Annotated in this window: 17 protein-coding genes; 9 read left to right on the top strand and 8 right to left on the bottom strand. The window is 46.6% G+C overall.

All coding sequences use genetic code 11. The annotated features are described in order from the left end of the window. The first annotated feature begins 2 nt into the window (after nt 1-2). On the top strand, nt 3-941 hold the full coding sequence (locus ACYVE4_RS14125; RefSeq protein ID WP_461040769.1) for a DUF4249 domain-containing protein: 939 nt from the start codon (nt 3-5) through the stop codon (nt 939-941). A gap of 126 nt (nt 942-1,067) precedes the next feature. Here ACYVE4_RS14125 and ACYVE4_RS14120 read toward each other — a convergent pair whose 3' ends face one another. Beyond that, nucleotides 1,068-1,841 (bottom strand): SDR family NAD(P)-dependent oxidoreductase, encoded by a 774-nt coding sequence (locus tag ACYVE4_RS14120; RefSeq protein WP_461040767.1) that lies wholly within the window; start codon nt 1,839-1,841, stop codon nt 1,068-1,070. Nucleotides 1,842-1,932: 91 nt separating this feature from the next. Further along, nucleotides 1,933-3,606: a UxaA family hydrolase gene (locus ACYVE4_RS14115; RefSeq protein WP_461040766.1), complete on the bottom strand. Its 1,674-nt coding sequence runs from the start codon at nt 3,604-3,606 to the stop codon at nt 1,933-1,935. Nucleotides 3,607-3,900: 294 nt separating this feature from the next. Here ACYVE4_RS14115 and ACYVE4_RS14110 point away from each other — a divergent pair, with 294 nt between their 5' ends. The 6 genes from ACYVE4_RS14110 to solA all read left to right on the top strand — a co-directional run bounded on the left by ACYVE4_RS14110 (nt 3,901) and on the right by solA (nt 10,359). After that, nucleotides 3,901-5,109: an acyltransferase family protein gene (locus ACYVE4_RS14110; RefSeq protein ID WP_461040764.1), complete on the top strand. Its 1,209-nt coding sequence runs from the start codon at nt 3,901-3,903 to the stop codon at nt 5,107-5,109. 2 nt (nt 5,110-5,111) lie between these two features. After that, nucleotides 5,112-6,818, top strand: a complete 1,707-nt coding sequence (ade, locus tag ACYVE4_RS14105) for an adenine deaminase (protein WP_461040763.1) — start codon at nt 5,112-5,114, stop codon at nt 6,816-6,818. A 94-nt stretch (nt 6,819-6,912) separates the two neighbouring features. Beyond that, a complete protein-coding gene (locus ACYVE4_RS14100) occupies nt 6,913-7,512 on the top strand; it encodes an RNA polymerase sigma factor (RefSeq protein WP_461040762.1) in 600 nt (199 codons plus the stop codon). A gap of 106 nt (nt 7,513-7,618) precedes the next feature. Next, nucleotides 7,619-8,890 carry a replication-associated recombination protein A gene (locus ACYVE4_RS14095; RefSeq protein WP_461040761.1) on the top strand — a complete coding sequence of 424 codons (1,272 nt, stop codon included), beginning with the start codon at nt 7,619-7,621 and terminating at the stop codon, nt 8,888-8,890. 63 nt (nt 8,891-8,953) lie between these two features. Beyond that, entirely contained in the window at nt 8,954-9,166 is a 213-nt protein-coding gene (locus tag ACYVE4_RS14090; RefSeq protein WP_461040760.1) for a DUF4926 domain-containing protein, read from the top strand. 23 nt (nt 9,167-9,189) lie between these two features. After that, nucleotides 9,190-10,359 carry an N-methyl-L-tryptophan oxidase gene (gene solA, locus ACYVE4_RS14085; RefSeq protein ID WP_461040759.1) on the top strand — a complete coding sequence of 390 codons (1,170 nt, stop codon included), beginning with the start codon at nt 9,190-9,192 and terminating at the stop codon, nt 10,357-10,359. Here solA and ACYVE4_RS14080 read toward each other — a convergent pair. From ACYVE4_RS14080 to aat, 6 genes are all read right to left on the bottom strand, one after another. Then, complete coding sequence (locus ACYVE4_RS14080) at nt 10,356-10,964, bottom strand: OmpH/Skp family outer membrane protein (RefSeq protein ID WP_461040757.1); 609 nt, start codon at nt 10,962-10,964, stop codon at nt 10,356-10,358. The two genes, solA and ACYVE4_RS14080, sit on opposite strands and share 4 nt — an antisense overlap. 62 nt (nt 10,965-11,026) lie before the next feature. Further along, a complete protein-coding gene (locus tag ACYVE4_RS14075; protein ID WP_461040756.1) occupies nt 11,027-12,277 on the bottom strand; it encodes a glutamate-5-semialdehyde dehydrogenase in 1,251 nt (416 codons plus the stop codon). Further along, complete coding sequence (locus ACYVE4_RS14070; protein WP_461040754.1) at nt 12,274-12,660, bottom strand: toxin-antitoxin system TumE family protein; 387 nt, start codon at nt 12,658-12,660, stop codon at nt 12,274-12,276. Before ACYVE4_RS14070 ends, ACYVE4_RS14075 begins: the two co-directional genes overlap by 4 nt. After that, on the bottom strand, nt 12,657-12,926 hold the full coding sequence (locus tag ACYVE4_RS14065) for a hypothetical protein (RefSeq protein ID WP_461040753.1): 270 nt from the start codon (nt 12,924-12,926) through the stop codon (nt 12,657-12,659). Before ACYVE4_RS14065 ends, ACYVE4_RS14070 begins: the two co-directional genes overlap by 4 nt. Before the next feature lie 42 nt (nt 12,927-12,968). Further along, nucleotides 12,969-14,003, bottom strand: a complete 1,035-nt coding sequence (gene proB, locus ACYVE4_RS14060) for a glutamate 5-kinase (RefSeq protein WP_461040751.1) — start codon at nt 14,001-14,003, stop codon at nt 12,969-12,971. 53 nt (nt 14,004-14,056) lie between these two features. Next, complete coding sequence (aat, locus tag ACYVE4_RS14055; RefSeq protein ID WP_461040749.1) at nt 14,057-14,665, bottom strand: leucyl/phenylalanyl-tRNA--protein transferase; 609 nt, start codon at nt 14,663-14,665, stop codon at nt 14,057-14,059. A gap of 243 nt (nt 14,666-14,908) precedes the next feature. Here aat and ACYVE4_RS14050 point away from each other — a divergent pair, with 243 nt between their 5' ends. Beyond that, nucleotides 14,909-16,435, top strand: coding sequence for a TolB family protein (locus tag ACYVE4_RS14050; RefSeq protein ID WP_461040748.1), 1,527 nt, complete (start codon nt 14,909-14,911; stop codon nt 16,433-16,435). Between the two features lie 126 nt (nt 16,436-16,561). After that, a complete protein-coding gene (locus ACYVE4_RS14045; protein WP_461040747.1) occupies nt 16,562-17,635 on the top strand; it encodes an oxygenase MpaB family protein in 1,074 nt (357 codons plus the stop codon). Nucleotides 17,636-17,638 lie beyond the last annotated feature (3 nt).

Below are 17,638 nucleotides of genomic sequence, written 5' to 3'. Positions count from 1 at the left end.
TCATGAGATTCTACGTTTTATGCGTCACGTTCCTGCTGGGAACCCTATTGACTAGTTGTGATCGCCTGCGCAAGGAAGTATTTCCGAAAGCGTTTACGGAAGAAACCCAAAAATTAGTGGTTAGCTGTTTTATTTCCCCGCAGGATACCGTGCTGGCGGCCCGCATTTCCTGGTCCCAACCCTTGTTTGGAGCCGACACCTTGCTAAAAACGGATGTCGCTGATGCTACTGTTATGCTCTCGGACGGCAGTCGATCGGTTCAATTGTCCGGCAGACACAACCGGGGGCTTGACGGCATCGACTATACGCTGTATAGTGTCCAGGCGATTGCGTTTCCCATTGCCGCCGGTACCACTTACACCCTGCGGGTCAGTGTGCCGGATGGACGGTCGGTTGTGAGTACCTGTACAGTCCCTAATGCCGTACCGATCACGGAGGTACGTATTGATTCGTTGGCCTACCAGGAAGGCGCCGGAAACTATTTAGATTATTACGCCCGATTACACTGGCGGGACCCGGTCGGACAGCTTAACTATTACCGAATTGCGGGGACCAACGAATACCATTTTCAAAAAAGCTTGTCAATGGCTGACCCAGGGCTATTTCGGGATGGCCGTGGAAACTGGCTTTTCCAATCAAGTGCCCTGGTAACCGACGTTGGCAACGATGGTAATGAGATGATATTCACGGGCGGTCAACTTTTTACGCCGTCAATCTGGCTCAATGATCAGGCTCAGCTCAGCCGACCAACCGGCCCCATCAATGCGTATCTGCTGAACACGGACGAAGCTTATTATCGGTATCACGAGGCTATTGATCGGCAGGTTCAGTCAGCCAACAATCCATTTGCCGAGCCCGTCCTGCTTCCGACTAATATTCAAGGAGGGCTGGGATGCTTTGGCGCTTACAACCGCTCCACCGTGACGGTACACCTCCCCTAAAGCGGGAAGCATACCGCCCTAATTAGCCAATTGTTTATCCAGGAATTGCTGATGCGGCTCTGATCCAGGTTGTCAATTTTCGCCTGAAATTGACAACCTGGATCAGAGCAGGACAACGGTAAATTATTAATTATTCAGCCTTGTAAATCCACCGTCAATAGGATAGTCGCAACCGGTGATAAATCCAGCTTCATCGGAGCATAGATAAAGCGCTAACGCGCCAATTTCTTCCGGTTCGGCCATACGGCCAATGGGTTGTGTTTTCGATAGTTTTTCAAACATCTCCGCTTCGCGACCAGGGTAGGTTTTGGCGATAAATCCATCGACAAACGGCGTATGAACGCGAGCTGGCGAAATGCAGTTGCAGCGAATTTTATCTTTCAGATAGTCTTTCGCGATAGATAGTGTCATCGTCAACACAGCACCTTTACTCATTGAATAGGCAAACCGATCTGGGATGCCTATTGTAGCCGCTATCGATGCCATGTTGAGCACGACACCACCCCCATTTGCTTTCAGATGCGGAATCGTGGCAAACAGACAGTTGTAAACCCCTTTAATATTGATTCGGAAAATCCGGTCGAAATCAGCTTCGGTTGTGGTTTCCACCGTACCGATATGCGAAACGCCAGCATTGTTAACCAGAATGTTGATGGGTTTCTCTGCCGCAATTTGGTTGATAACCTCAATCGTTTGCTGTTGATTCGAGATATCAACCTCATGACTACTAGCCTGTCCACCATCTTGTCGAATACTGTCAGCCGCCTGTTCAGCTAGGTCAGCATTGAGATCAAGGATATGAACCGATGCGCCTGCCTGCGCAAACGTTTTTGAAATGGCCAGCCCAATACCACTGGCTCCCCCGGTAATGAGGGCGGTTTTATTTTTGAGTGAAAACATAAGTGAATGAGCGAATGAGTGATTGAGTGATTGAGTGAATAAATCATGCGTAAGCTATTCACTCAATCACTCAATCACTCATTCACAATTATTAAAGTGAAACGCCCCGTTTCCAGGGGATGAAATCGTCTTGGCCTAGTCGTTCGGCTTGGGTTATGATTTCGCCTGATGCTAGTTTAACAATGTATTCCAGCATGGCGTCGGCATTTTGTGCAATACTTTCTTCGCCGTCGATGATTGGACCACTGTCGAAATCAATGACATCGGGCATTCGATTTTTGAGCGCTGTGTTGGTCGATACTTTAACAACCGGACAAACCGGGTTGCCCGTTGGCGTACCAAGTCCTGTTGTGAATACGATGACGTTCGTACCCGAACCAGCCATCCCTGTTGTGGCTTCGACATCGTTACCAGGTGTGCAGAGCAGATTTAAACCGGGAGTTCTGACCGGTTCTGCATAATCCAGTACATCGGTTACAGGGGAGGTGCCGCCTTTTTTAGCTGCTCCTGCCGATTTGATGGCATCGGTAATAAGGCCATCTTTGATGTTTCCCGGTGATGGATTCATGTCGAATCCTGAACCAACGGCTTCAGCCTGAGCTGAGTAGGTACTCATCAGGTCGATGAACTTCTGCGCTTTCTCCGTATCGCCTGTGCGGTTGATAAGTTCTTGTTCAACACCATTGAGTTCAGGGAATTCGGCCAGTACAGTTTTCCCGCCGAGCGTTACGACAATATCTGATAGATGACCTAATGACGGATTGGCTGATATTCCCGAAAATCCATCGGAACCACCACATTTTAAGCCAACAGTTAAGGCGCTCAACGGAGCAGGTTTCCGCTCAATTTTATTGATCTCGACCAGTCCTAAAAACGTTTCTTTAATCGCCTGCGACATTAGTGCGTATTCGGTTCCGGCCTGTTGTTCAAACAGGAGCAACGGTTTATCAAATTTCGGATTTTGCCGTTTGATTTCGGCACCAATCATATCGACCTGCAAATGCTGACAGCCTAAACTCAAAACGGTCGCTCCCGCTACATTGGGATTGTTGATGAATCCAGCCAGCAGGGAACATAAATAGCCCGAATCCTGCCGAGTGCCACCACAACCCATTTCATGGGTCAGGAATTTGATTCCGTCAATATTTTTAAATGGACGTTTGGCAGTTTCGTGAGCATGATTGAGTGTTTTATTCTGCGACTCATCAACGAACGGCTGCATTTTATGGACAACATCCATTTCGCCAGCCTTATACAGGCTCAACATCTCGTGAACCTGATCCCGGTAGATTTCGGGTTGTGCGTATCCTAATTCACGTTCGAAGGCGTCTTTGAGAATCAGAACGTTTCGATTCTCGCAAAAGACCAGCGGCACCACAACCCAATAATTTCGGGTACCAACACTGCCATCAGCGCGGTGATAGCCCATAAACGTTCGGCCTTGCCAGTGCGAAACGTCGGGAGGTTGCCAGGAAAAAGGCTGTTTTTTATCAAGACCGTAGCGATCCGCATCATGCTTCAGGTTGAACGTCGTAATCGGTTCCCCCCGTCGAATGGGCTGGGTTGCTTTGCCAACCAGAACGCCATACATCGTAATCGGATCGCCAGGTTGCCGATCTTCCGTCACAAATTTGTGCTTAGCGCCAACGGCATAGGGTAACTCGTAGGTATCGTTTTCAAACTCAACCCGTTCGCCAGCCGACAAATTCCGGAGCGCAACAATTACGTTATCGGCGGGATGAACTTTTAAAACACGCGCAGTCATCGAAAAACTGGTTTAAACAATTGGTAAACGTAATAAGGTATTAATCAAGAATAGAAAACTTGGTTGTCCCTTGTCCCCCGTGTCTGTGTCCTCACAGACACCTTTCCGGTAGGCTAATCTTTGCTGACGCATAGGTGTCTGTGAGGACACAGACACGGGATTAACGATCTGACCTTCTCTTTAAAGAGACGTAACGGGCCGAAATATACCACCACTCTGAAAAACTTTATTCAGCAATGTTGCGAATATGAATGCCATTGCTAAGTTTTGGCAGCGAATTCCTACCCGTTTCCTATGCCCAACGTAACGTCCGATACCCAGACCGGCTTTCTGGCTGGCCGACTTATGTCGATGGATGCCTATCGAGGCTTTGTCATGACATTGATGGCTGCCGAAATTTTGAGATTTCATCGCCTGCACGAATCATTGCCGGATAGCAAATTTTGGGCATTTCTGACGCATCATCAGAGCCACGTGGAGTGGGCCGGTTGCTCACTTCATGATCTGATTCAGCCGTCATTCTCGTTTTTGGTGGGCGTTGCCTTACCCTATTCCATAGCCAGCCGAGTAAAGCAGGCGCAAACGTTTTCCGTACAATTTGGCCATGCCATTCGGCGCTCTCTGATTTTAATTCTATTGGGTTTTTTTCTTCGGTCTACCCATGCCGATCAAACGAACTTTACGTTTGAGGATACACTGACCCAAATCGGGCTTGGCTACCCATTTTTGTTTTTACTGGGCAATGCAAAACCTCGAATCGGATGGTTCACGTTTGCGGGAATTTTAGTTGGGTATTGGTTGGCGTTTATCCTGTATCCAGCTCCTCCAACTGTCGATTTCGATTATAGCGCAGTAGGCGTTCCGGCTGATTGGCAAGAGCATTATACCGGGTTGATGGCTCATTTTAATAAAAACAGCAATCTCGCCTGGGCATTCGATACCTGGTTTCTAAACATATTTCCGCGGGCAAAGCCGTTTCTATATAATGGCGGTGGATACGCTACACTCAGTTTTATTCCAACACTCGGCACAATGGTGTTAGGATTACAGGCTGGTCGTTGGTTGCGGTCTGGAATGTCGAATCGAGACATCTTGAAATATTTTATCATAGCTGGTTTTATCGGCCTTATTGCTGGATTGCTCTTGCATATAACTGGAATTTGTCCGGTTGTGAAACGAATCTGGACACCGGCCTGGGTACTGTTTAGTGGTGGTTGGTGCTTTTGGTTATTGGCCTTTTTCTATGGTGTAATTGATGTGGGTGGCTGGCGGAAGTGGGCTTTTCCACTGGTTGTCGTCGGCATGAATTCCATCGCCATCTACTGTCTGGTGCATTTGATCGATAAGTTCATCGTTACATCTCTATATACACATTTGGGACACGGACCGTTTCTTCTACTGGGCGAACCGTACGAGCCCTTGCTTATGGGTATAACTGCTCTGGGCATTTTTTACCTGATACTTTGGTGGATGTACACTCGTAAATTATTTATCCGCATTTAATTATGATTACTGCAAACGTTCTGAATCTTTTCGATCAAACGATTTATTATGGCAAACTCACCATTGAGAAAGGCCGTATTGCTCAATTTAGCCGACTCAGCGCCGAACGTCCGGGTGAACCATATGTATTGCCCGGTTTTATCGACGCGCATGTCCATATCGAAAGTTCGCTGCTGACGCCACCTCAATTTGCCCGGCTAGCCGTTGTTCATGGAACGGTTGCGACGGTGTCTGATCCGCATGAAATTGGTAATGTACTTGGCGTAGATGGCGTGCGATATATGCTTGAGGAGGCTAAGCGCGTTCCGTTTAAATTCATGTTTGGCGCTCCGTCCTGCGTTCCGGCTACTACATTCGAAACGGCTGGTGCTACGATTGGCGCGCAGGAAGTGAAAAAATTACTGGCGCTTAAAGAGATCGGATATCTGGCCGAGGTGATGAATTTTCCGGGCGTACTGCATCAGGACCCGGAAGTAATGACAAAAATTGCCTATGCAAAAGCCTTCAACAAACCTGTTGACGGTCACGCTCCGGGACTGATGGGCGACGATGCGCAGCGCTATATTGATGCCGGAATTACTACCGATCACGAGTGTTTTACGTATGAAGAAGGGCTCGATAAAGCGCAGCGGGGCATGTACATTCTGATTCGCGAGGGGAGTGCCGCCCGTAACTTCGATGCGCTGATCCCGCTACTGGCTCAGTTTCCGGAGCAAATCATGTTCTGTTCTGACGATAAACATCCAGATACGCTGGCTGAGGGCCATATCAATCAGTTAGTCGTTCGGGCGTTGGCTAAAGGAAATTCACTCTGGAATGTATTGCGAGCGGCTTGTCTGAATCCGGTTTTACATTATCGATTGCCCGTCGGTTTGCTACGCGAAGGCGATCCGGCTGATTATATTGTAGTTGATAATTTACAAGACTTTACCGTACAGCAAACAGTCATCAATGGCGAGGTAGTGGCGGAAAATGGAAAGTCGGCTATCCCCGACTTACGGAGTGAACATGTCAATAAATTCAACTGCTCACCTAAAAATCCAGCTGATTTTGCTGTCAGCTATTCTTCGGAGGGAGGGCCGCTTCGCGTGATTGAAGCACTGAACGGGCAATTGATTACGAATGAACTTCTCTACGAACCAAATGCGGAGAATGGGCAGATCGTTGCTGATGTAGCGCAGGATATTCTGAAATTAGTCGTTGTCAATCGATATCAGGATGTTCCTCCGTCGGTTGCGTTTATTAAAAACTTTGGATTAAAACAAGGGGCCATCGCTTCATCCGTCGGTCACGACTCACATAACATTACGGCGGTTGGCTGTGATGATGCTAGTATTAGCGAGGCTATCAACCTGGTCATTGAAGCAAAAGGTGGTTTATCAGCTGTAAAAAATACGGCTCCACATGAACACGATCATGAGCTGATGAGCCGACGGGAGTTCCTTCATTTGACCACGACTCCGGAAAATTTACTTCTGCCTTTACCCGTAGCTGGCCTAATGACAGACAGCGATGGATATGATATAGCAACACAATATTTGGCACTCGATCAGTTTGCCAAGCAAGAATTAGGTAGCACGTTAGACGCTCCGTTTATGACATTGTCATTTATGGCACTTCTAGTTATTCCTAGTTTGAAACTGAGTGATAAGGGGTTATTCGATGGGAAAAGCTTTTCCTTCGTGTCTCTGCAAACGGGAAAACCGTGAACAGAAATTTTTTTTTACGGTATTTTTTTAATTCTATTTTTTATCGGTAAGTTTACAGACCTCAAGGCTATTCCTAACCTTTACTCCCTACATCATGGCCCGCTCTCGTACCCAAAATGGCCCCGACGACGAAACCTTATGGAATCTGTTTCGCGGGGGCGATGAAAATGCGTTTGCCCGACTATATCAAAATTATGTTCAAACTCTTTATCACTACTGCGTCCACTTTGCCACCGACCGGGCGCTAATTAAAGACTGCATCCACGACCTGTTCGTTGAACTCTGGAAGCATCGTTCCACCATCGGGCCAACCACTTCGGTACGATTCTATTTAATGGCCTCAATTAAGCGTAAATTAGTTCGTCACCTGACCGCCGAGCAGAAATTAGTTAGTCAGGACGAGATGGTAAATGGCCGACGCGTTGGCGATACGCTCCCCGGCTCCGATCCCTCTCACGAAAATTTGCTGATCAATCACGAGGAGGATATGTTTATCAACGATTGTCTGCATCAGGCACTCGAAAAACTTCCCCGCCGTCAGCGCGAAGCCGTTCATCTTCGGTATTTTCAGAACATGAGCAACGAAGAAATTTCGGCCTTAATGCAAATCAATATCCAGTCTGTATATAATCTGATTTTTGGCGCTATGAGTAACCTCAAGCGGTATGTCACGCTTGAAAATGTGTCACTCTGACGCTGGCTATTTCTACCCCTTTCCGAACCCGATAACTGGTTCAGTTATCGGGTTTTGTTTTATGCAGTAGGGAAAAGGTTTGCGTCGTCGTGATTAACTTCGCTGGATGAATACAGACTCAACGCCTTTACCTGAGCGGGTTCGTCCGCAAACAATCAATGACGTCATTGGTCAACGAAAGCTAATTGGTCCCGGTGGCGCTTTGCGTCGATCAGTCGAAGCCGGTCGGTTGCCTTCCATGATTTTGTGGGGACCACCGGGCGTTGGTAAAACGACACTGGCTTTATTACTAGCCGAAGCGGTTAAACGACCCTTTATTGCACTAAGCGCCATAAATTCAGGCGTCAAAGAAATTCGGGATGTGCTGAGTCGGCCAAGTGGTATGTTCCCGCCCGTTGTTTTTATCGACGAAATTCATCGATTTAATAAAAGTCAGCAGGATGCTTTGCTAGGCGCTGTAGAAAAAGGCCAAATAACGCTCATTGGCGCCACTACTGAAAATCCATCGTTTGAGGTAAATAGTGCTTTATTATCACGTTGTCAGGTCTATATTCTGGAAGCGCTCAGTCGTGAGGAGTTGATTCAGGTAGTAGATCGGGCCGTGGCTCAGGACCCGTTTTTGCAATCGAAAAAGATTACGTTTGAATCCTACGATGCTTTACTGCGATTGTCGGGAGGGGATGGGCGCAAGCTATTAAATCTGCTCGAATTGGTTGCGTCAGCACACGTATCAACCGATCCGTTAGTAATTACCGATGAAGGTGTAACAGCGGTTGCTCAACAGAATATTGCTCGGTACGATAAATCGGGAGAACAGCATTACGACATTATTTCGGCCTTTATCAAATCGTTACGCGGTTCTGATCCGAATGCAGCGTTGTACTGGATGGCTCGAATGATTGTGGCGGGTGAAGATCCGGTCTTTATTGCCCGACGAATGCTGATTATGGCGTCGGAAGATATTGGTAATGCTAATCCAACCGCGATGATTATGGCTTCGGAAGCTGTGCAAGCTATAAAAGCCATTGGGATGCCTGAGGGACGAATTATCCTATCGCAAGTAGCGGTTTATCTGGCTACGTCGCCCAAGAGCAATGCTAGTTATGTAGCGATTGATGAGGCTATTGCCTTGGCAGAGCAAACTGCTAATTTGCCGGTGCCCCTACATTTGCGCAATGCGCCGACAAAATTGATGAAGCAAATTGGTTACGGAAAAGAGTACCAATACGCACATAGTTACGAGGGGAATTTTATTCAGCAGAATTTTCTGCCCGACGAGTTGAAAGGACGCAAATTGTATGAACCCGGCCATAATGCGCGCGAAGCCGAAATTCGCCGGAGTTTGCAGAAGTGGTGGAGCGATTGGTACGGCTATTAGCGTAAATCGTTGTGCCGTTTCCGCGTTTAGTAAGTTGTTAGGTTAACGATTAAGATAGACTATATGGATTCTTTACACGTATTAGATGTGGTTGTCCTACTCACTGATTTACCTGCCGAAAGACTAAAAAAGGGTAGCTTAGGGACAATTGTTGAGGTGTTTGACAAGGGGAATTATCTTGTTGAGTTCGCTGACCTAAACGGTGTTACCTACGCTATGCCTTCGTTAACAGATACGCAATTGCTGAAAGTCTATCAAGAGCCAATCGAAGTATAGTCTGATAAAGGCTCAGTGGATCTATGATTTACGATGCGATTGTGGTAGGACTTGGAGCAATGGGGAGCGCTGCGATTTACCAGCTCTCCAAACAGACACCTCATGTACTAGGAATCGATCAGTTTGCTCCTCCGCATACGCTGGGATCTACGCATGGCGATACCCGGATCACCCGACAGGCTATTGGCGAAGGAATTCATTTTGTTCCTCTGGCATTACGATCTTACGATATCTGGCGTGAACTCGAACAGCTTACGGGCGAACAATTATTGACCATAACGGGAGGACTTTTTGTTGGACAACCTAACTCAGACGTTCGCACGCGAAACAAAGCGGGTTGGCTGACAACGACGATTCAGGCAGCTGAACAGTTTCATATTCCACATAGTCTACTTAATACGGATACGCTTCGACAAAGATTTCCGCAGTTCAAATTTCAGCCAAACGACATCGGGTATTTTGAAGAGGAAGCTGGTTTTTTAGGGCCGGAACGATGCATCACCGTACAACTCGAACAAGCGCGAAAAAATGGAGCTTCGATCCATACCAATGAGCGTTTGCAAGCCATTAAATCAACGTCGAACGGCCTCACTATTCAAACGGATCATGCTATTTATCAAACCCGGAAATTAATTCTGACGACTGGGGCCTGGATAACAGAATCGATTCGCGATACATCGTATGCAGATCTGCTTCGTGTCTATCGGCAGGTGCTATACTGGTTTGCTATAACAGCTGACTATGAGACGTTTACGTCTGATCGGTTCCCCGTTTTTATTCTCAATGATCGGGCTGTATATGGTTTCCCGGCAGTGAACGGGCCAAGGGGAGGGATTAAAGTAGCGACAGAAATGTTTGAATTTCCGACAACTCCTGAGAGTGTAAATCGAACGGTTAGCGAGGCCGAAACGCAGTTCATGTACGAAAACTACGTCAAGCCAAACTTTGTCGGAATAGGGTCCGATTGCGTCAAATCGACGGTTTGTCTGTATACCATGACACCCAACGGCGATTTCTTGATTGACCAACACCCCAGCTATCCAGACGTATTGCTGGCATCGGCATGTTCAGGGCATGGTTTCAAACACTCGGCCGCAGTCGGGCAGATGCTGGCTGAACTGGTTTTAGAGGGCCGGACGGAGTTTCCTACTAATCCCTTTCAACTCGATACACACCTACGGACGAAGCTTTAATTCTTTTTAGGTGCTGTCGTACTGGCAGGCGGTGTAGCCGTAGTTTTCGCAGGTGCGGTAGGGGCGGGGGTTTGGCCAGGAGTGATGCCTAATTTTTTAAGGACCAGATCCGTAATGTTTAATTCCTCTGCTCCGTAGAGAATTTGAGAGGGGCCATTTGCATTAGCACTTAAAATATAGCTATACCCATTTTCAGACGCGACTGCGTCAATAGCCTGCTGAACTTTCGTCAGGATGGGCTTCATCAGTTGGGTGTATTTCGTCTGTAACGACTCCTCCGCTGTCCGACTAAATTCCTGAATTCGAGTCTGGAGAGATTGTATTTCAGTTTCCCGAGCTTTCCGAATTGCGTCGGTCATCTGAGCAGCCCCAGACTGATAAGCTGCGTATTTATCCTGAATCTCTTTCTGCATTCGCTTCAACTCATTCTCAGCCTGGGTTTGTTGAATGGTTAATTGATTGGTAACTTCCTTTGCTTCAGGGGTTTGAGATACAATATAGTCAATGCGGGTAAAACCGACTTTTAACGATTGAGCTTGTACATTAATACCGAAGAAGAATAACGCTCCGACAAGCGTAGAAAACAGAATGTTTGATTTAATCATTAGCAATAATAATCAACAAGTGTAAGGCTGAATTTTAGTTCTGATTTATGTATACGCTTTATTTACCATCTGACCTGGCCGTCGCCCACAACGATCCATTTTTCAGTTACTAGTTTTTCGAGAGCGAATGGTCCGCGAGCGTGAAGTTTCTGGGTCGAAATGCCTATTTCAGCACCTAGTCCAAAGACTCCGCCATCCGTAAATCGGGTTGACGCATTAGCATAAACAGCGGCTGCATCAACTTCACGCAGAAACTGGTCGATAAGTTCCTGATTTTGTGATAGAATCGCTTCAGAGTGCCGGGATGAATAGGTTTGAATATGTGATAAAGCTTCATCCATACCCGCTACTACTTTCACCGCACATTTATAATCCAGAAACTCGCGGCCAAAATCTTCAGGTTGTGCGTGTTGCAAGGCCGTATAACCGGCTTTTTCAAAAATCGCATAACTGATTTCATCGGCAAAAACTTCGACGTTCCATTTTCTGAAATCGTCAACCAGCATAGGCAGGAAATGCTCCGCAATCTGTTCATCGACTAATACACAATCCAGTGAATTACAAACCGATGGGCGAGAGACCCGAGCATTGACAACAATTGCAACTGCCTTAGTCAAATCAGCTGTAGTTTCTACATAAGCATGGCAGACACCAGCCCCTGTTTCGATGGTAGGTACCAACGAATTCTTGCGAACAAATTGAATCAGCGAGTCGGAACCGCGCGGAATAATGATATCGACGTAGCGAGTCGCGGTAAGCAATTCGTTGACCACGGCCCGGTCGGGTGGGAGGAGGGTAACAGCGGCTTTCGGTACATTGAATTCCGCCAGTACGCTCTGAATCAGACCTACTAGATAGCGATTTGAGAAATCAGCTTCTTTGCCGCCTTTCAACACACACGCATTTCCTGACCGAAGGCATAATGAGGCCACATCAACCGTTACGTTCGGACGGGCTTCATAGATAACACCCACAACGCCAAGCGGAACGGCTATCTTTTTTAGCTGTAATCCCTGCTCAATGGTTCGCTCCAGAATTACTTCGCCAGCCGGATCGGGCAATACGGCAATGTCGCGTAAGCTTTTCGCCAAATCAGTTATACGTGCCGCTGTCAGTTTCAACCGATCATATTTCGGATCGGTTGATGGCATTCGGTCGAGATCTTTTTGATTCTCGATCACAATCTGTTGTGAATTGGCTTCCAGTACGTCCGCCAACCGATTGAGTAAATCCGTTTTTTGAGCGGGGCTCAACCGCCGAACCGTCGCGGCTGCCTGTTGTGCTGACTGGAGTAAAGGTGTAATTGGTGTCATTGATTAGTATTCAGAAACTGAGAATGGATGTAAACCAATACGTCCATCAGTGAAATATTAAAACTTTCCGTGACTACTTCGGAGCCACTTCGGTAATCATGTTTATGATGCGGAAATGACGTAAGTTTAGGAAAATGGGGAACATTGTCCCAGCGCATCAACCACGTATTATCAGCGGTTTGCCATTGAAATGCATACTTTCGGATTTCACCTCCCACGTATTCATTTGTAAATAAGACATATTGATTTGTGAATTCGATTCGCAATTTTAACTGGAACTTTAAGGCAGTATGTTCATACTTAAGAATACCATATTGACTAATAAATGTGTGCTTGTTTAAATCGTCCAGAATATGCTCTATCAAGGAATAATTATCGCTCATTCAATTATTTCAATAGCCCCTTGCTTAATTTCCTCAATGCTGTGAAGTACATCCGGTAGCATACTAACAGCCGCTGTCCATTCGATATTATCGTCCCATTCTTCAAAGACTTCTTTTTCGGCCGTTTCGATATGTTTCTCAAATTCCTCAAGGGTCATACCGTATTTCCGCTCCATTTGGGTAATTGTATCCTGAAAGCGATGCTGTTTCACAAGATAGTCTTGTAACATCCATTGTTGCACTGCTTGTTTCGTTACCTGTACCATAACGTACGTCGTTAAATCACAAAATTGACCAAAAAGATTGGTCTACAAAAGTACAATATCATTCGCATTGGCGACTTCAACATTTTGCTGGCTAAGCTGTTGCGATAACGTTTCTGACGAAATCCTCGTTCGGGCTACGGCGATAGTTGCCTGTTCGTCGTCTAAAATTTCGACCATTTCACCAGCCGCAAATTCACCTAAAATGTTTCGTACACCCACCGCTAACAAACTTCTACGCTGTTTTAAGGCGCGCCCGGCACCGGCATCTATCTGTATACGGCCAACCACGAGACTACCACTTCCAAGCCAACGATTCCGGGCCGATAACGTATTCGTTTGCGGAATAAACTCAGTTCCCATTTCGCCCTTTAATGCCCGGCTAAGACTATTGGCTTCGTTTAATCCGAAAATGACGACCCGAATCCCCATCCGGGTCGCCAGTTTCGCAAATGTCAGTTTAGACGCCATACCTCCTAGACCCAACGACGATTTATCCGTTCGAACCACACCGAAAATTCGCTCATCAAAGTCCGTGACCTGGCGAATAATTTGGCCATTGTTGTCGAGCAATCCACCTACGGATGTACAAAGCATGAGCGCTTTAGCACCGAAACCTATAGCAATCAGGGTAGCTAATTCATCGTTGTCGGAAAACTTCAATTCGCGGTCGCTGACCACATCGTTTTCGTTGGCAATAGGAATCAGATCATTGGCCCACAACTCTTCGTACGTCTGTTTTAATTGCAGAAACTGATCGCGACTCGCAAAATGATGCCGTTCACATAAACTTTGTGCAATGGAAATTCCATAAATGGCAAAGAACCTGGAGTACTGGTTGAGTAACAACAGATTGCCGACAGCTGCGGCAGCTTTTCGCTGGGTGATATCGCCTTTGTAATCACGAATCAACGATTTCCCGGCGCCGACTGCACCCGACGATACCAGTACAATCCGATAATGAGGATGCAACGCAGCTACCTGTCGAGCGATATCGACCATAACGGGCTCGTTAGGCTCGCCGGTGGGTTTTGTAATGGAAGCAGTACCGAATTTAAGAACAAGAACGGGTTTTGACATGCGGGCAAAGATAACGGGTTTTTGATATTCGGTTTTCGGTAAACCGCCTACCGTTACACCTGCTCCGGCAACTCGTTCGTGAATTTTACTTTATGACGCAGGGCTAGCTTGAGTTGTCGCAGATAATCAGCTTTAGGGATTTCAATGGCTCCGTAACGTCGAACGTTATCGTTAATGAATTGAGTATCAAGTAAGGTGAACTTCTGCTGGCGGAGCATCATAATTAAATAATGGAATGCCACTTTCGATGCATTACTCACAACGGTAAACATCGATTCACCAAAAAACGCGGAGCCTAATGCTACTCCATAAAGGCCGCCCACTAGCCGATTGTCTATATACGTCTCGACGCTATGCGCTAATCCCATATGATGCAATTCCGTATACGCATCGATAATTTCGTCGGAAATCCAGACACTATCTTCTTCGGAGCGTGGTTTCGAACAGCCGCGCATAACTTCCTCAAAAGCTGTATTCAGTCGTATCTCAAACTGGTTGCGATTTAGAACCGGACGAAGCGATTTGGCGGGTTTATAGGTATGAATTGGGATAATAGCGCGCGGATCGGGAGCATACCAGTAAAGCGTCCCATCTGCATCGGCCATTGGAAAAATGCCGTTCACGTACCCGTAGATTAAATCATCGGCAGTGAGCTTGTCCATCAAAATCGTAAATGTGTATTCTGACAAAGATAGAAAATTCAATGAAAAATTGATACGCTATTTTGTACAATAAAGAGTCATTTTGACTGAATTAATTCACTGTTAGTGTGGTAGATACGTCTTTTTAGATAATTACCGTATCAGCTACTGATCGGTTAAGTAAGTGATTGGATGACACTGCTTTAGTGATAATCGTACGGTGCATTTCAGGAAAATACATTCCCTAAACCTATTTAAAACGTAATGAAAGTTCTAACGCTACTAGCCTGTTTAACCAGTATACTCTTAGTTTCTACTAGTCAGGCCCAAAAGTTAAACCTCGGTATTTTTGAGGGCCATACAGACATTGGGGCGGTCTTAAAACCAGGTTCTGCCAGTTATAACTCGAAGACCCATCAGTATGCTATGTCGGGTTCCGGATACAATATTTGGTTCGATCACGACGAATTTCAGTACCTCTGGAAACGTATGAAAGGCGATTTTATCCTTTATACACGAGCCTCATTGGTTGGGAAAGGAGTTGATGGCCACCGGAAAATAGGCTGGATGGTTCGCAGTAGCCTCGACGGGAAGTCTCCGCATGTTACCGTAGCTACACATGGCGATGGAATGAATGCGCTGCAATTCCGAAAAACATCGGGAGCTAATACGGAAGAAGTCCATTCTAAAATAACTCAGGCTGATGTTCTTCAACTGGAACGAAAGGGTAATACCTACACCATGCGAGTGGCGAAATTCGGCGAACCGTTTGTGAACGAGCAAGTTACCGATCTAGATTTGGGCGAAGAAGTATATGTTGGTTTATTTATTAGCTCACACAATAAAGATGTGCTGGAGCGAGAGGTTTTTCAGGATGTGCGCATTAGCATACCTGCACACGACAAGCTTGTTCCATACCGCGAATACCTGGCAAGTAATTTAGAGTTACTGGAAATTGCTACCGGAAAACGACAAGTGATTTTCAATGCGCCTAAGTCGATTCAGGCCCCTAACTGGACGCCAGATGGGAAAACGCTATTGTACAATGGTGATGGACTCATGTATGCGTTTGATCTGGCTAAAGCGCAACCCACTGTGTTTAATACGGGTACGGTAAAGAACAACAACAACGACCACGTCTTATCATTCGACGGAAAAATGATTGGATTAAGTAGTGGGGTGAGAGAACTTGGCGGTTCGATTATTTATACTGTTCCAATAAGGGGCGGAGAACCTAAACAGATTACGCCTAAAGGACCATCGTACCTGCACGGCTGGTCGCCAGATAATAAAACGCTTGTATTTACTGGCTCTCGGAATAATGAATTTGATATTTATAACGTCCCCGCAGACGGTGGACCCGAAGTGCGATTAACAGATGCTAAAGGCCTTGATGATGGACCCGAGTTTACGCCAGACGGTAAGTATATCTATTTCAACTCCGATCGGACAGGTACGATGCAAATCTGGCGAATGAAAGCTGATGGCAGTCAACAGGAAGCGGTTACGGATGGCGAATTTCACGACTGGTTTCCGCATATTTCGCCCGATGGGAAATGGATTATTTTCCTGTCCTTCCTAAAGGAGGAAGTCAAATCCAATGAGCATCCATTCTATAAGCACGTTTACCTTCGGTTACTACCGATTTCTGGTGCTGGAAAGCCTAAAGTGCTGGCTTACATCTATGGCGGACAAGGTACGATCAATACCCCTTCCTGGTCGCCCGACGGCAAACGAGTTGCCTTTATCAGCAATACAGCAGAAAGCAGCATTAGTCCGGTTGAAAAATGAGGTTGATGCGCATAGTTTGAGGTTAGTTGACGCATATATTGCTGATGCGTCAACTAACCTCAAACTTTACAAGCGAAAACCAATCCCTTCCGCACATCGTTGTTCGTTTAAACCGTTACTGCAACGATGCCAACGCTTATCAAATCAACACGGCCATTTTCAGATGAGCTATTAGAGGGCCATCGACAACAGGGGGATGCACCTGCCGATGCAGTCATCGCGTCTGTTGTTGAGGGAGGTGGATCGATCGGATTGCGTTCACTGATGAAGTGGCTGACTGATACGAGCGATTTTGCTGTTAGCGAACAACATCCCTCCGTTCAGGAGTTTTTTACTGAATACGCGCACTTACCCAGTTGGGCGGATACGGAAAAAATGCAGCGCGGCATGCGCTTTTTCCAGAAGAACGCTCAACAGATTGGTTTTGTACTCGGTTTTTTTTCACTCCCTTATTCATATTTAGGAGCTCATGGCGCACAGGTTCTCTGGCTAACCGAACGCATTAAAAACGATACCTTACGTCGATTGCGCGAAACGGGTGAATGGATATTGGCCGTCAATAACCCTAAAGAATGGTTGCCTGATTCTACACATGCCCAGGTGGGAAAAGCAACCATAAGAACTCTCAAAGTCCGTCTGATTCATGCTGGTGCCCGCTGGTTCTCTTTACACTCTGGGCGATGGAATATGGCCTGGGGACTTCCTGTCAATCAGGAAGATATGGCTGGAACGAATCTGGCGTTTTCCTATATTGTCCTTCTGGGCCTACGAAAAGCGGCTAGTCGTTGGTCGGTCCGATCTGCTGATGATGAGGACGAAGAGAATTATCTGCATCATATCAACGTAGTTGGCTGGCTAAACGGCGTGGCAGATGAGTTGTTGCCCCGAAATCTTCGCGAAGCCTATACACTCCATCAGGCAATTATCCGACGGCAGTTTGCCCCGTCCGAAGCGGGTATCGGCCTTACACACGCGCTATTAAATGCGTTGGCCGACCCGGCACTACAGCAGATTCAGCCAGCGAACCCGGCAGGAGGTATATTCGCTGGGTACGAAAATCGTCGGAACCTCGCAGCCGCAGAAATGCGTTTCTTTCTGGGCGATACCTATGCCAACTGGCTCGGTATTCCAGATGTAGCAGTTGAAAAACGTCTGGTTAGCCTGATGAATCAATGGACCCCATTTTTCAGTAAATCGTAAACA

It is taken from the genome of Spirosoma harenae (genome assembly GCF_054776975.1).
This window is presented reverse-complemented; position numbering and strand designations above follow the sequence as displayed.

Excerpts from the sequence above, each read along its gene's own strand:
- ACYVE4_RS14125 (WP_461040769.1), top strand. The coding sequence starts at position 3 with ATGAGATTCTACGTTTTATGCGTCACGTTCCTGCTGGGAACCCTATTG.
- ACYVE4_RS14070 (WP_461040754.1), bottom strand. The coding sequence starts at position 12,660 with ATGAGCGATAATTATTCCTTGATAGAGCATATTCTGGACGATTTAAAC.
- ACYVE4_RS14080 (WP_461040757.1), bottom strand. The coding sequence starts at position 10,964 with ATGATTAAATCAAACATTCTGTTTTCTACGCTTGTCGGAGCGTTATTC.
- ACYVE4_RS14050 (WP_461040748.1), top strand. The coding sequence starts at position 14,909 with ATGAAAGTTCTAACGCTACTAGCCTGTTTAACCAGTATACTCTTAGTT.
- ACYVE4_RS14090 (WP_461040760.1), top strand. The coding sequence starts at position 8,954 with ATGGATTCTTTACACGTATTAGATGTGGTTGTCCTACTCACTGATTTA.
- ACYVE4_RS14115 (WP_461040766.1), bottom strand. The coding sequence starts at position 3,606 with ATGACTGCGCGTGTTTTAAAAGTTCATCCCGCCGATAACGTAATTGTT.
- ade (WP_461040763.1), top strand. The coding sequence starts at position 5,112 with ATGATTACTGCAAACGTTCTGAATCTTTTCGATCAAACGATTTATTAT.
- aat (WP_461040749.1), bottom strand. The coding sequence starts at position 14,665 with ATGGACAAGCTCACTGCCGATGATTTAATCTACGGGTACGTGAACGGC.
- ACYVE4_RS14075 (WP_461040756.1), bottom strand. The coding sequence starts at position 12,277 with ATGACACCAATTACACCTTTACTCCAGTCAGCACAACAGGCAGCCGCG.
- solA (WP_461040759.1), top strand. The coding sequence starts at position 9,190 with ATGATTTACGATGCGATTGTGGTAGGACTTGGAGCAATGGGGAGCGCT.
- ACYVE4_RS14095 (WP_461040761.1), top strand. The coding sequence starts at position 7,619 with ATGAATACAGACTCAACGCCTTTACCTGAGCGGGTTCGTCCGCAAACA.
- ACYVE4_RS14065 (WP_461040753.1), bottom strand. The coding sequence starts at position 12,926 with ATGGTACAGGTAACGAAACAAGCAGTGCAACAATGGATGTTACAAGAC.
- ACYVE4_RS14045 (WP_461040747.1), top strand. The coding sequence starts at position 16,562 with ATGCCAACGCTTATCAAATCAACACGGCCATTTTCAGATGAGCTATTA.
- ACYVE4_RS14120 (WP_461040767.1), bottom strand. The coding sequence starts at position 1,841 with ATGTTTTCACTCAAAAATAAAACCGCCCTCATTACCGGGGGAGCCAGT.
- ACYVE4_RS14110 (WP_461040764.1), top strand. The coding sequence starts at position 3,901 with ATGCCCAACGTAACGTCCGATACCCAGACCGGCTTTCTGGCTGGCCGA.
- proB (WP_461040751.1), bottom strand. The coding sequence starts at position 14,003 with ATGTCAAAACCCGTTCTTGTTCTTAAATTCGGTACTGCTTCCATTACA.
- ACYVE4_RS14100 (WP_461040762.1), top strand. The coding sequence starts at position 6,913 with ATGGCCCGCTCTCGTACCCAAAATGGCCCCGACGACGAAACCTTATGG.